The sequence below is a fragment of the Uruburuella suis genome (assembly GCF_022870845.1).
GTDB classification, from domain to species: Bacteria; Pseudomonadota; Gammaproteobacteria; order Burkholderiales; family Neisseriaceae; genus Neisseria; species Neisseria suis.
Genome location: NZ_CP091507.1, coordinates 1,255,373 through 1,268,581, shown reverse-complemented (window position 1 = coordinate 1,268,581; position 13,209 = coordinate 1,255,373). Strand labels below are relative to the sequence as shown.

The window sequence follows — 13,209 nt, the reverse complement described above, 5'->3', positions numbered from 1 at the left end:
CAGAGCCCATCGCTTTTGTAATTAAGATACATTCTTTTTCCTGCTAAAAAACAGGCCGTCTGAAAGCAAAGTTTCAGACGGCCTCAGTAAGAAAACGGATATCACACCCAGCCTTTATCAGCCATCACCCGCTTGATTTGCGCATAAACCACCGGCGCACTCACCAGCCCGGCCAAGCCGAATGCGGCTTCCATCACCAGCATGGCAATCAGCAATTCCCATGCCGCCGCCTTGATTTTGTGGCCGATGATATGGGCATTGAGAAAATATTCCAGCTTGTGTATGCCGATAAGCCAAGCCAACGACAACAAAGTGATGCCCATACTGTCGCCCAGGCTCAGCACCACAATAAAGCTGTTGGACACCAAATTGCCCACCACCGGAATCAGCCCCGCCAAAAAAGTGAGCAAAACCAGCGAATCAGTCATCGGCAGCGGCCGCCCCATCAACGGCAAAATCACCAGCAGATAAACCGAGGTCAGCGCGGTGTTGATGGCGGCGATGCGGATTTGCGCAAAAAACACATCGGTAAAGCTGCGCAGCAATTCATCAAAGCCCCCCCGCAATATTTGCGCCAAAGGCCGCGCACCGGCCGGCGGCACGGTCGGCACCTGCAACACGGCAATGCCGCCGATAATCACCCCCGCCAACGCATAGCCGATGGCGCGCAAAGTGTGCGCACCCGCCGTTTGCAGCGCCAACGCATGCGATTTGAGCACATGCACCGAGCTTTCTTTCAAGTTTGCCACCGAAGCCGGCACATATTCGGCCGCGCCCGCCGGCAACGTGGTGTGCAGCTGCTCGAGCACGGCAGCAGCTTTTTCCGACAGGCTGCCGATGGCCAGGCCGTCTGCGCGGTGCTCCAGCCAAAAGCCGAGTAAGCCCGCCGCTGCGGCCATCAGCACCAACACCAGCAACAGCCCCCACAAAGCAGCACGCGGCATATCCGGCCGGCGGCGGCTCAGCCAAGAAGCCGCCGCGCGCGCGGCCGCATAAGTGATCAGCGCGCTGAAAAGCACCACCGTTAAATGCAGCAGCAACACCGGCAGCCACACGGCCAACACACCGCCCAAGGCCGCCAAAAAAGTGCCGAAGCTGAATTTTTCTGTTTTATCCATACATTTTGCTTTCTATGTTTGCCGCCGGCTTGATTTGTGACTCTATCTGCCTTGGCTATTCAAGTAAATTTTGAACAAAAAATCATTTGCAGAGCAAGATATTGGTGCCAATAAAATATAAACCACACATCGCCAGGCCGGCATTTGCATCCTGTTCAGACGGCCTGCCACTCAGCCGTGTTTCAACGGCAACCTGAAATTTTAATGCCCATATCGACATCATTCCGATAAACCGAATGGCTATTCTATCTCTTTTTATCAACCCGCCTACAATGGCCATGCCGACAATAAATCCTCTAAAAATCCCAATATTTATTTGAAAATAATATTTTATTGTTTTCTGCCTTTTAGCAATTTTTTCTGAACTTTTCTTAACCGCCCTCACTCATACAAACAGAAAAATCAACCTGCAAGGCGGTAATTGTATTTTTATAAACTTATGATTACTAAAAATAAGTTGGAAGATTTTTCTAACCATAGCTCTGCCATTCGGGGTGCAGCAGTCTTGCTTTGATGAGTGGATACACGTTTCAATTAAGTGACATTTTTCATTTTAAACGAAACGTTTTCCAAACTGGTTAAACAGCAAGAAAGGTTTGAATCATGAAAAAGCGTTCTATTTTGTTTGTAGGCTTGATGCTGGCGGCTGCCGGTGCGCAGGCTGGCGGTGTAGGTGAGGCAATTAAATTAGTAGGTGCGGCCGGTGGCATAAATGGCTCTGCCACCGTAGGCGTTATCAAAGATTCAGAAATCAATGCTGATGCAGAAGCAACCGGCAAAGATTCGGAAGCCATGGCTGGTGGTGTGATTTCTGCCACCCCGAAAGGCCAACAGGGCATCAATGCCAAAGCAACTGTCGGTGTTATCGAAAATTCCACCATCAATGCCAAAGCAAGAGCCGACGGCAAAGGTAGTGGCGCCTACGCAGGCGGCGTCATTTCCAAATAATTTCAACAGGCTTCCGGCATCTGCCGCAGCCGCTCTGTTTATCTTTATCTGAACTATCAATACGTTGCAGGCCGGGCATTGTCTGCCTTAGCCTCGGCTTGCGCCGTATTTTTTCCGATTCGGCATGATTGATGTGGTTCGGATAAACATTCCGGCTAACCCCTTTCCGTTTCGCAGGAGTAAATCATGAGTATGAATTTCCGACGCAAACTGGCTTTAAGCGCCTTAGGCGGCGCTCTGCTTGTTACGGCTTACACCGCAATCTCTGCCCCCAACCCCATTACCGACAAAGGCTCTGTCAGCCAAAAATCCAGCGTTGTGGCCAACAAACACAACAAAATCAACACCGAGCAGGTAAAAATCAACGGCCTGCAAGGCGGCAAAATCACCACCAAAGGCAATAAAATCATCGTGCAAGGCGGCACCATCGTTTCCAAAGCAGGCGATAAAGAGCCTGCTATCCGCATTGAAAACCCACAAAACAAGCAGATTTTGATTCAAAACACCCGCATTCTTTCAGACGGCGTTACGCAAAACAATAAAAACGGCAGCGCAGGCATCGTGGTGATTGAAAACAATCAAAAGCAAGCAGGCAACAGCCACTCGCGCGTGCAGGTGGATAATGTGCGTGTGGAAGCGCGCAACAGCACCATACGCGCCCAATCCACCAGCGGCGGCAGCGCCTGTGCGGGTGTGGTGTGCACCGGTTTCGGTGATGATGACGACAGCAACATGACCGTGCATATCCGCGGCAACAATACTTTCGAGGCCATCTCCAAATGAGCGCACGGCCTATCTTGAAAACCCTGGCTGCCGTTTGCGGCGCCCTGCTCACGCTCAATGCTTGCAGCACCGCCACGCTGCAAGCCACGCGTTCGTATTATGCTTCTGAACACAGCCGCGAGAAAGCCCAACGTGTGGCCGATGCCCGCGCCCAACAAATCAGCGACGGCAGCACTTTTTACGGCAAAAAATTGCAATGTTTGAGTGATTTGCACAAAGATTTCTTTTTGGCGCAGCGCGAAGCTTTGGTGAAATCGGGCGAAGCCAAAGGCGATGGTTGGTTCCGCATGGCAGTAGCACCGATTCGCGACAAAACCGGCAAAGTGTTCGACATTAATTCCACCGTGTTATCGGATATGGTGATGGATTCGCTGGCGCACTTCAAATATTTCGATGTGGTGGAAACCCCGCTCTATCCCGACGGCCTCATTGATTCGCGCAACAATTTTCTGGATCCGCGCTATATTATGCCCAACGGCATCGTTCAGAATTTTTCCGCCACCATGACCACCTTGCAGCATTTGCCGGTGGGCACGATTTTTCCGTCCAACTATTACATCAGCGGCGCCGTTACCCAATACGACGAAACCAACGTATTGCCTACTAATAAAGACATCGGCATCGACATTTACCAATATCAGTTTTCGCACAACACCCAGGCCATCACCGCCACCGTCAACCTGCGCCTGATTGATTCGTGGACCGGCGCCGTGGTGCGAATGCCCGAAAGCAACGATTTGGCCAGCGTGAGCATGACCAACACTTTTTACACCATCAAAACCGGCAACAATTTTTTCCGCCTGATCGGCACCAAAGATTACGGTATTGATTATTCAGTGGAAGTGGGCGACCCGAAAACCGCCGCCGTGAAAAAAATGGTGGACAAAGGTGTATATCAGTTGCTGGAAAAATTCCTACGCCCCTACCAAATCAGCCAACAAACTTGCTAGGAACCGGAAATGCCTTCAAAAACAATAAAATCCGCGCTATTGACCTGCTGCTTATTCAGCATTCATGCCGCACAGGCTCAAGTTTACATTATCAACACCCAAACCCTCGACCCGGAGCAACTGGGCACCGGCGGCGGCCATTCTCTGAGCGATGTAAAAGCCAACCGCGCCGTGCAGCTTGAATACTACCACTACAGCGAACGCCAGGATGCCGTTGCAAACCGCCGCCAAACCATTATGAATTTGGCGCAACAAATAGACACTTTGGCGCAAAGCGGCACCGATCAGCAAACGCTCACCCTGCTGGACGGGCAAATCCGGCAGCTGCAAGCAGCCACGCAAGAATCGTTGGCATTTTTATCGCCCTTTACCCTGCCCGAATTCAAGCAGCTTTATCAGGCAGAGCAGGAAAATGCGGCCCTGCTGACCGCGCTCCAACAAAAATCGGCCGCACTCTCCGCCGCGGCACCTTCCCCGAGCCCGTCCGAGCCGGCAAGCTTGCCCGGCGATTAAACCATTGCCATGCCGATATTGCCCGGCCGAACCCATCGTCATCAACAGGCCGTCTGAAAAGCTTTCCTACTTTTTTTCAGACGGCCTGTTATCCATTTCATACGTTATAATATTCCTTTTCTTTGGCCGTCTAAAACTTTTATGCACCCACCCAAAGCCCTCGCCCTGCTCGGCCCCACCGCCAGCGGCAAAACCGGCCTGGCGCTTGAAATCGCCGCGCATCTGCCGGTGGAAATCATCAGCCTCGATTCGGCGCTGGTGTATCGCGGCATGGACATCGGCACCGCCAAGCCCGGCGCGGCCGAACGCGCGGCCTGCCCGCATCATTTAATCGACATTATTTCACCGCTCGAAGCCTACAGCGCCGCCGAATTTGTGGCCGATTGCGCTCGCCTGGCGGGCGAAATCCACGCGCGCGGCCGATTGCCGCTGATTGTGGGCGGCACCATGATGTATTTTCATGCGCTCACGCAGGGGCTCAATGCGCTCCCCGAAGCCGATGCCGCCACCCGTGCCGCTTTGCAGGCCGAAAAAGCCGCGCATGGTTTGGCCCATCTTTATGCACGTTTGCAGGAAATCGACCCGGCCACCGCCGCGCGCCTGAAGCCTGCCGACAGCCAGCGCATCGAGCGCGCGCTCGAAGTGTGGCAGCTCACCGGCCGGCCTTTGAGCGCGCATTTTGCCGAACACACGCCGCACACAGCGCCGCTCGATTTATGCACCCTCGCGCTCATTCCCGTCGATCGCACCCTGCTGCATGCGCAGATTGCCAAGCGTTTCCACGCCATGCTCGCTCAAGGTTTTTTGGATGAAGTGCAGCAGCTGCAAGCCGCTTATCCCGCGCTTAGCGCCGACATGCCCTCGATGCGCTGCGTCGGCTACCGCCAGGCTTGGGATTATTTGGCCGGCGCGGGCGATTACGCCGATTTCACCGAAAAAGGCATTGCCGCCACCCGCCAGCTCGCCAAGCGCCAGCTCACCTGGTTGCGCAAATTGCCGCTGGCGCACAGCCTCGACCCTTATGCCGGCAGCGATTGGGTTCAGACGGCCATCAGTTTAACCAAACGGCATTTTATGTTTGAATGAGCGCTTATTTATATTTCAACCGAGAATGCAATTTTAAACGGCAAGATTGCCGCGTGATGAAATGTGAACAGGTTCTCAAAGGCCGTCTGAAAGAAGCTGCCTCAATAAGCGCTTTCTGATAATATCCGCGCAACTTCAGCCAAAGCCCACATTATGCACACATTGCCCACCGCTCCTCTCAAACGCCGCCTGGCCGCACTGGTTTACGAAGCGCTGCTTATCGGCGCCGTCACCGCCGTGGCCGCGCTTATTGCCGGCATCATCGCCACCGTGCTCAACACGCTCTCGCCGCTTTTATCCAGCTTGGCGGTGAGCGTGTGGATGTTGGCCGCTTGGTGGTTTTATTTCAAACTCAATTGGGCGCGGCAGGGGCAAACGCTGCCGATGCGGGTGTGGCAGATCGGACTGGCCGACGATCAAGGCCGTCGCCCGCCGCTGCCGCAGCTGCGCCTGCGCTTTATGTGGGCCTGCGTGTTTGTGGTGTTTGTGCCGCTTCTGGCCTATGTCGGTCTGCGCCACTTCGGCGGCGTGCCGCCCAAAGCCGCCTTCGGCGCAGCGCTGATTTGGTGGATATTGCCCTGGGGCTTTGCCCTGCTCAATCAGGAACGCCGGTTTTTATACGATTATCTGGCCGGCACACGGCTGGTGGATGTGAAAAAGCCGCGCAAATCGGCCGATGCCGATTAAGCAAACCGATTACATCAAAGCATGATGAAAATCATATTCAGGCCGTCTGAAAGCTTTCAGACGGCCTTTTTTAAAGTATTTACATTTACGGTGTTTGCATCTCGTTCCAACCACCGCCGAGCGCTTTATAAAGGTTCACCGTCATTTGCGCGCGGGCGAGCTGCGAGCGGGTGAGGCTGTCGGCCATTTCTTGCTCGCCCAATTGCGCGCGCAGAGCTTCATCGAGGGTTTTATTGCCGTGGCGGAACAGTTTTTGCGCGTCGGCCGCTTGGCGCGCGGCTTGTTGTTGCGCATCGGCCAGCAGGCGGTTTTGGCGCTCGAGTGCGGCTTGTGCCTGATAGGCGTTGTCGACTTCGCCCAGCGCGCGCAACACGGTTTGGTCGTATTGCAGCAGCGCCGTTTGCAGACGGGCATCGGCCGCGGCGATATTGGCTTGGATGCGCCCGTTGGTGAATATCGGCATTTGAATGCCCACGCTCAAGAGGCTGCCCCAGCCTTTGAGCGCGCTGTCGCCATCCACTTCGATGCGGCCGCCCTGCCCCAAAAAGTTAATCGTAAAGCGCGGCAGCAAATCGGCTTTGGCGCTGGCGAGTTTGGCGGCATAAGCGTTGACTTGCGCGGCATGGGCGCGGATGTCGGGGCGGCGCTCGAGCATACCTTGCGGGGTTTGGCCCTCGGGCGCGGCGGGCTGCTGTGCCAACACGTTTACGCTGCTTTCAGGTAGCCTGAAGCTTTGCGGGGTTTGGCCGGTGAGCACGGCAATGGCGCGCGCGGCGGCATCGTATTCCGATTGAATGGTAGATTGCTGCGCCCGCACGGCGGCCAGCCGGCTTTGCACTTCGTTTACTTCATAGCGCGTGGCCTGCCCGGCTTGAAAGCGGCCTTGCACATATTGCGCCATGCGCTGCATGGTGGCGATATTGCGCGAGGCCGTCTGAAGGCGTTTTTGTGCGGCGCGGGCGCTGAAATAATGATCGGCAATATCGCCCGCCACCAGCATTTGCGCGCCGTAAAGCTGCTCTTGCACGCCCAGCGCGGCATAAGCGGCGGCATCGGCATCGCTGCGTTTGCCGCCGAAAATATCCGGCTCCCACGAAGCCGATGCGCCGCCGAGCAAGCTGTTGCCCTTGATATCTTGGCTACCATCGGTCAAGCCGGCGGTTTGCGGGAATTGGCCGAGCAAGGCGCGGGTGTTGTCGTTGAGCGGATTATCCACATTACCGCGCACAATGCCTGCCGAGCCGCTCAAACCGGCTTGCGGCCCCAAATCGGCGCGCGCCATGCGGCTGGTGGCGCGCGCTTCGTTGAGGCGGCTCACGGCAATCTGCACATCAGGGCTTTGCTGCAAACCTTGTTCGACTAAAGCGCTCAACACCGGATCGTGCCAGCTTTGCCACCAATGGCCGATATCCACGCTGCCGCGTGCCGCTTCGGCTTGGCTGAATTGTGGCGGCACATCAATGCGCCCGTCGAGCGACACGGTGGTGTTTTGGCAGGCCGCCAAGGTGCAGGCGGCCATCAGACTGAACGACCAGGCTTTAATTTGTTTGTTCATGATTGATTTCTTTTCTTTGCTCTAACTAAAAAACTTAACAATGCCATTCAGTTCGTAGGTCGGATTCTGCCCACGCTACCCAACTTTTCAGACGGCCTGAAATTTATTCACATTTGATTGGGCAGCAAAGCAGAATGTGGACATATCCTACCCCTGCTGCTCCAGCATTTTGCGGAAGCGAAACAGCGCAAACAATAAAAACACGGCGCCGGTGATGGCCATCACCAGCAATTCCGGCCACACAATATCCAACCCCGCGCCACGGTAAATCACGTTTTGCGCAAAGGCCGCAAATTGGGTGGTGGGCCAATATTCGCTGATGCCTTGCGCAGCGCCGGGCATATTGCTGCGCGGCGCTGCCGAGCCGGAAAACAGCAGCAACACCATAAACACCGGCAGCATCAAAAGGCCGAATTGCGGCATGGTGGGCGCGATGGTGGCCAGCATAATGCCCAGCGCAGCAATGGAAAACAAATACACGCCCACGCCGAAAGCATACATTGCCAGCGAGCCGTTAATCGGCACGCCGATGATTTTGTGCACCATAAACCACATCGACAACTGCGAAGCGGCCAAAATCACCACGCCGTTGGCCAACACTTTGGCCATCATGATTTCAAACGCGTTCACCGGCATCACCAGCAAATGCTCGATGGTGCCGCGCTCGCGCTCGCGTATCACCGCCGCACCCACCAGCACCAGCGAGAGCAGAGTAATCATATTGCCCACTTCCATCACCGGCATATACCATTCGCTTAAACTATTGGGGTTGAATTCGATATTGATCACCGGCTGCACCGGCATCATCGCAGCCGCGCCCTGCTGCTGCAAAAAGCTGCTGATTTGGCGCTGGAAAATCTGCGTGAGGTAAGACGCGCCCACGCCCGCCTGCGTCATGGTGGTGGCATCAATCAGCAATTGCACATCAGGGCTGCGGCCGGCGAGCACATCGCGCTGGAAACCGGGCGGAATATCGAGCACGAAAATATAGTCGCCCGCATCCATCGCTTTATCCACCTCTTCGCGCCGGATATCCACCGGCGGCTTGAAAAACGGCGCTTGTATGGCATCGCGGATTTGGTAGGAAAGCGCCGAGCGGTCGGCATCGATAATCGCCACGGTGGCGTTTTTCACATCGCTGCTCACGCCTTTGGCCACCGAATAAATCGTGGCGGAAAACACAAACACAATCATCAGCACCAGCATCGGGTCGCCAAAGAGGCTGCGCCATTCTTTCACGGTGAGATGCCAAATGGTTTTCAGAGTGCGCATTTTATTTCTCCTGCTTTTTCAAGAGCATGCAGGCGGCCAACAGCAGCACGCAAAAAGCCGCCGCCAGCACCCAAAATTCCTGTTGCAAATCGGCCATGCCCAGCCCTTTGGTAAACGTGCCCACGCTGATTTTCAAATACCACGAAGCGGGAAAAATGGTGCCTATCCAATAAGCGCTGCCGGTCATGGTGGAAATCGGGTAGAGAAAGCCCGAATAATTGATGGTGGGAATCAGCGTGATGATGGCGGTCACGAAAATCGCCGCCACTTGCGAGCGCACAAAGCTCGACACCAATAAGCCCAGCGCGGTAGACACACACACAATCAGCAATGTGCCCAGGCTCAAAGCCATAAACGAGCCTTTGAGCGGCACTTGAAACCAAAAAAGCATCATCAGCAACAAAGCCAGATAATTCACCGACCCCACCGCAATATAAGGCAGCTGCTTGCCGATTAAATATTGCGGCACACTGGCGGGCGAGGCATAAAGGTTGGCAATAGAGCCGATTTCGCGCTCGCGCACCACACCGATGGCCGTCATCATCGCCGGAATCAGCATCAACACCAGCATCATAATGCCCGGCGCCACCGCATACATGCTTTTGAAATCTTGGTTATACATAAAGCGCGCTTCCACGCCCGCAGCCGGCTGCAATGCAATCGGCAGGCCGGTGGCGCGGATTTGGTCTTGCGCATAAAGGCTTAAAATGCCACCCACATAAGCTTTGATGTTTTCCGCATTAAACGGCGCCGAGCCATCCACATAAAAGCCCACTTCAGGCTTATTGCCGCGCAGCAAATCGCGGCCGAAGCCGGGCGGAATATCAATCACCAACTTGGTTTGCGCACTTTTGAGCACACGGTCGATATCGGCGGCCGAATCGAGCGGCGGCTGCTCGACAAAATAGCGCGAGCCGGCAAAATATTCAGTGAGCGCGCGGCTTTCGCTGCTTTGGTCGCGGTCGAGCACGGCAAAAGTGAGGTTTTGCACGTCAAACGAAATGCTCCAGCTCAAAGCCGACATCAAAATCACCGGCCCCAACACCGCAAAGAAAAGGCGGATTTTATCGCGCAGCAATTCCTTGCCCTCGCGCATGGCAAAGGTAAACACGGTGGCAAACCAATATTTCAGCGAGTCGGTGTGCGGCGCAGGCGCTTGATTGGTTTCAAATTGGCTTGGTTTGACTGCTGATTTTTCAGACGGCCTGTTTTCTTCGCGAAGGCCGTCTGAAAGCGCTGCTTCGTTTTCAGATAAATGTTGTTGATGAACAGAAACTTCTTCAGACGGCCTGCTTTCTTCGCGAAGGCCGTCTGAAAGCGCTGCTTCGTTTACAGATGAATGTTGTTGATGAACAGAAACTTCTTCAGACGGCCTGCCTTCTTCGTGAAGGCCGTCTGAAAGCGCCGCCTCGTTTTCAGATACATTTTGTTGACGAACAGCAATTTCTTCAGGCGGCCTGTTTCCTTCGTGAAGGCCGTCTGAAAGCGCTGCTTCGTTTTCAGATAAATATTGTTGATGAACAGAAACTTCTTCAGACGGCCTGTTTTCTTCGTGAAGGCCGTCTGAAAATAATTTATCTTGCGCATCGGCAGCGGCGCTTGGCAGCGCTTGGCGGCCATCGGCTTGCTGATCGGCGCGGACAATGCGTGCGGCTTTGGCAGCCAAGCCCTCGCTTGCGGGCAGCGTTTGCTTGGCTTTGTCATCGTCTGTGCGGAATGTTGCCGCTGTTTCAGACGGCCTGTTTTCTGCACCAAGGCCGTCTGAAAGCGCTTTTCCGCTTTCCGGCAAACTTTGTTCGGCTGCCGCTGTTTCAGACGGCCTGCCCGCGTTTTCGGGCTTGCCGGAAAGATTGAGGCCGTCTGAACGTGCAGCGTGTTCCGCTTGTTCGTCATCCAGCAGATATTGCACAAACGCCTCTTCCAAATCGGGCGCATGCTGGCGCTCGGTTAATTCGGCGGGTGTGCCCACCGCCAACACGCGGCCGCGGTGCATAAACGAAATGCGGTCGCAGCGCGCGGCTTCGTTCATAAAATGGGTGGAAATAAAAATGGTGATTTTGTCTTGCCGCGAAAGCTTGAGCAGATGGCGCCAAAACATATCGCGCGCGGCAGGGTCGACACCCGAAGTGGGCTCGTCGAGAATCAGCACCTCGGGCTTGTGCAGGCAGGCGGCGGCCAATTGCAGGCGCTGGCGCATACCCAGCGAAAGATCGGCGGGGCGGGTGTCGGCCACTTCGGCCAAATCAAACTGCGCCAGCGCATCGGCCACGGCCTGTTTGCCCGCCGCATCCGGCATTTGGTAAAGCTGCGCGTGCAACAGTAGATTTTGGCGCACGCTCAATTCTTCATATAGTGAAAACGCCTGCGACATATAGCCCACGCGCATGCGCACCGCCATGCCGCCCGCGTCGATGGGTTTACCGAGCAATTCGGCCTCGCCCTCCGTAGCAGGCAAAAGGCCGGTGAGCATTTTCATGGTGGTGGATTTGCCGCAGCCGTTGGAGCCGAGAAAGCCGAAAATTTCGCCTTTTTCGATGCGGAAGCTCACATTGTCTACCGCAGTGAAGTCGCCGAAACGCTTGGTGAGCCCGTGCGCTTCCATCGCCGGCGGCGAAGCGGGGTCGGGCACAAACGGGGTGATGGCCAATCCGCCCGAGCCTTGCTGCTTTTCAGACGGCAGCATTTTGATATAGGCCTCTTCCAGCGTGTTCACACCGTATTGGCGCATCACTTCTTGAGTGGGCGCGTTGACCAGCAATTTGCCGTCGTCCATCGCCAGCAAATGCGCAAAACGCTCCGCTTCTTCAATATAAGCGGTGGCCACGATTACCGTCATGCCGCGGCTTTCTTTTTGCAACTCGTCCACCAGCGCCCAGAATTGGCGGCGCGATAAAGGGTCGACACCGGTGGTCGGCTCGTCGAGAATCAGCAAATCGGGGTTGTGCACCAAAGCGCAGCAAAGGCTCAGCTTCTGCTTCATGCCGCCCGAAAGCTTGCCGGCGGCGCGTTCGGGAAACGGCGCCAAACCCGTGGCATCAAGCAAACGCTGAATGCGCGCTTTGCGCTCTTGCGCGTTTAAGCCAAACAGGCGCGCATGAAAATCAATGTTTTCATACACCGACAAAGTGGGATAAAGATTGCGCCCCAAACCCTGCGGCATAAAGGCAATGCGGTGCGACAACGCCTGGCGCGCTTGCTTATCGGCCATATCGCCGCCAAGCACGTTTACCGAGCCTGCCTGAATGATCTTCACGCCCGCAATCAGCGAAAGCAGCGTGGATTTGCCCACGCCATCAGGCCCGATCAAGCCCACGGTGGCGCCCGCAGGCAGCGCAAACGAAACATCGCGCAAGGCTTCGGTTTTGCCGTAGCGGTGGGAAACGGCCTTAACAATCACAGCAGGGGTTGGTTTGTTCATATCCATCGGTTTATTTTCAGACGGCCTTAGTTTGCAATAAGGGTTTAAAAATCGAGCTGGTGTTCCGTTGTTATTGCAAAAACAACTTACTGGACACCATGCAGCCTGTAGGTCGGATTCTTGAATCCGACGCTTGTTCGCAGAACAAGATTGCAGCCTATGTTCGGCCTAGCGGCCAAATGTCGGATTCAAGAATCCGACCTACGATTGCGATAGCTTTTTATTTTTATATTAATAAATCAAATAATTATAAATAACACATCATGTTAGAATAAGTGCACCAACTCTTGAAAAAGGAGGAGTACCATGCGTTTGCCTATCGGTTCGATTATCATTTTGGTGTGCGGGCTCACCGCCCTGATTCCCGGTTTGATGGTGCTGGTCGGGCTTGGCGCGTGGGTGCACGAATTGCTCGACGAGCCCATCGGCGGCTTGGCACTTATCGGCATCGGCATGTGTTGCGTGCTGGCGGCGGTATTCCCCATTGTGGCAACTTACCTCACCCGCAAAGAGCAAGGCAAAACGCCGTTTGACGAAGCGGATAAATGAGCAGCTTATTCTGCGAACAAGCGCCGGATACAACTATCCGAGCTTTCCTCCGGTTTCAGAAAGCCTTGCCAACCTAGCTGTTTTATCCAACGTTTCAGGTAGCCTTGGTGTTTGTCGGATAGCCATATCCGACAAACAAATCTTTAGTAATACCCATTCGAAAAAATAAGATAACAAGGCGGCGAGCCGAAGACAGTACACCTAGTACGGCTAGGCGAGCCAACGCAGTTAGGTTATTTTTTCGAATGGGTATAAGCCTTGCAGCTTGCAGCCCTCTTCTTTACCCGACAAGTCGGGACAAGCGCTCCTACATGAGCGGGGATTGGGTTA

General features: G+C 54.8%; 11 protein-coding genes. 7 read left to right on the top strand and 4 right to left on the bottom strand.

The genetic code is table 11. The features are described 5' to 3' along the window. Positions 1 to 101 precede the first annotated feature (101 nt). Positions 102 to 1,118, bottom strand: a complete 1,017-nt coding sequence (locus LVJ78_RS05650; RefSeq protein WP_132952334.1) for an AI-2E family transporter — start codon at positions 1,116 to 1,118, stop codon at positions 102 to 104. Between the two features lie 603 nt (positions 1,119 to 1,721). Here LVJ78_RS05650 and LVJ78_RS05645 point away from each other — a divergent pair. From LVJ78_RS05645 to LVJ78_RS05620, 6 genes are all read left to right on the top strand, one after another. Continuing rightward, positions 1,722 to 2,066 carry a hypothetical protein gene (locus LVJ78_RS05645; protein WP_132952336.1) on the top strand — a complete coding sequence of 115 codons (345 nt, stop codon included), beginning with the start codon at positions 1,722 to 1,724 and terminating at the stop codon, positions 2,064 to 2,066. A gap of 186 nt (positions 2,067 to 2,252) precedes the next feature. Continuing rightward, complete coding sequence (locus tag LVJ78_RS05640; protein WP_132952338.1) at positions 2,253 to 2,849, top strand: hypothetical protein; 597 nt, start codon at positions 2,253 to 2,255, stop codon at positions 2,847 to 2,849. Between the two features lie 14 nt (positions 2,850 to 2,863). Next, complete coding sequence (locus tag LVJ78_RS05635; RefSeq protein ID WP_243650314.1) at positions 2,864 to 3,799, top strand: CsgG/HfaB family protein; 936 nt, start codon at positions 2,864 to 2,866, stop codon at positions 3,797 to 3,799. Positions 3,800 to 3,808: 9 nt separating this feature from the next. Beyond that, positions 3,809 to 4,312 (top strand): hypothetical protein, encoded by a 504-nt coding sequence (locus LVJ78_RS05630; RefSeq protein WP_132952342.1) that lies wholly within the window; start codon positions 3,809 to 3,811, stop codon positions 4,310 to 4,312. A 141-nt stretch (positions 4,313 to 4,453) separates the two neighbouring features. Beyond that, complete coding sequence (gene miaA / locus LVJ78_RS05625; protein WP_132952344.1) at positions 4,454 to 5,398, top strand: tRNA (adenosine(37)-N6)-dimethylallyltransferase MiaA; 945 nt, start codon at positions 4,454 to 4,456, stop codon at positions 5,396 to 5,398. 153 nt (positions 5,399 to 5,551) lie between these two features. Beyond that, a complete protein-coding gene (locus LVJ78_RS05620) occupies positions 5,552 to 6,085 on the top strand; it encodes an RDD family protein (protein ID WP_132952346.1) in 534 nt (177 codons plus the stop codon). 85 nt (positions 6,086 to 6,170) lie between these two features. Here the strand turns inward: LVJ78_RS05620 and LVJ78_RS05615 are convergent, their stop codons facing one another. The 3 genes from LVJ78_RS05615 to LVJ78_RS05605 all read right to left on the bottom strand — a co-directional run bounded on the left by LVJ78_RS05615 (position 6,171) and on the right by LVJ78_RS05605 (position 12,330). Continuing rightward, positions 6,171 to 7,640: an efflux transporter outer membrane subunit gene (locus tag LVJ78_RS05615; protein ID WP_132952348.1), complete on the bottom strand. Its 1,470-nt coding sequence runs from the start codon at positions 7,638 to 7,640 to the stop codon at positions 6,171 to 6,173. Between the two features lie 147 nt (positions 7,641 to 7,787). Then, positions 7,788 to 8,912 carry an ABC transporter permease gene (locus LVJ78_RS05610; protein WP_132952350.1) on the bottom strand — a complete coding sequence of 375 codons (1,125 nt, stop codon included), beginning with the start codon at positions 8,910 to 8,912 and terminating at the stop codon, positions 7,788 to 7,790. A gap of 1 nt (position 8,913) precedes the next feature. Continuing rightward, a complete protein-coding gene (locus LVJ78_RS05605; protein WP_243650315.1) occupies positions 8,914 to 12,330 on the bottom strand; it encodes an ATP-binding cassette domain-containing protein in 3,417 nt (1,138 codons plus the stop codon). 306 nt (positions 12,331 to 12,636) lie between these two features. Here LVJ78_RS05605 and LVJ78_RS05600 point away from each other — a divergent pair, with 306 nt between their 5' ends. Continuing rightward, complete coding sequence (locus tag LVJ78_RS05600) at positions 12,637 to 12,879, top strand: hypothetical protein (protein ID WP_132952352.1); 243 nt, start codon at positions 12,637 to 12,639, stop codon at positions 12,877 to 12,879. Positions 12,880 to 13,209 lie beyond the last annotated feature (330 nt).

Excerpts from the sequence above, each read along its gene's own strand:
- LVJ78_RS05650 (WP_132952334.1), bottom strand. The coding sequence starts at position 1,118 with ATGGATAAAACAGAAAAATTCAGCTTCGGCACTTTTTTGGCGGCCTTG.
- LVJ78_RS05645 (WP_132952336.1), top strand. The coding sequence starts at position 1,722 with ATGAAAAAGCGTTCTATTTTGTTTGTAGGCTTGATGCTGGCGGCTGCC.
- LVJ78_RS05640 (WP_132952338.1), top strand. The coding sequence starts at position 2,253 with ATGAGTATGAATTTCCGACGCAAACTGGCTTTAAGCGCCTTAGGCGGC.
- LVJ78_RS05630 (WP_132952342.1), top strand. The coding sequence starts at position 3,809 with ATGCCTTCAAAAACAATAAAATCCGCGCTATTGACCTGCTGCTTATTC.
- miaA (WP_132952344.1), top strand. The coding sequence starts at position 4,454 with ATGCACCCACCCAAAGCCCTCGCCCTGCTCGGCCCCACCGCCAGCGGC.
- LVJ78_RS05620 (WP_132952346.1), top strand. The coding sequence starts at position 5,552 with ATGCACACATTGCCCACCGCTCCTCTCAAACGCCGCCTGGCCGCACTG.
- LVJ78_RS05615 (WP_132952348.1), bottom strand. The coding sequence starts at position 7,640 with ATGAACAAACAAATTAAAGCCTGGTCGTTCAGTCTGATGGCCGCCTGC.
- LVJ78_RS05610 (WP_132952350.1), bottom strand. The coding sequence starts at position 8,912 with ATGCGCACTCTGAAAACCATTTGGCATCTCACCGTGAAAGAATGGCGC.
- LVJ78_RS05605 (WP_243650315.1), bottom strand. The coding sequence starts at position 12,330 with ATGAACAAACCAACCCCTGCTGTGATTGTTAAGGCCGTTTCCCACCGC.
- LVJ78_RS05600 (WP_132952352.1), top strand. The coding sequence starts at position 12,637 with ATGCGTTTGCCTATCGGTTCGATTATCATTTTGGTGTGCGGGCTCACC.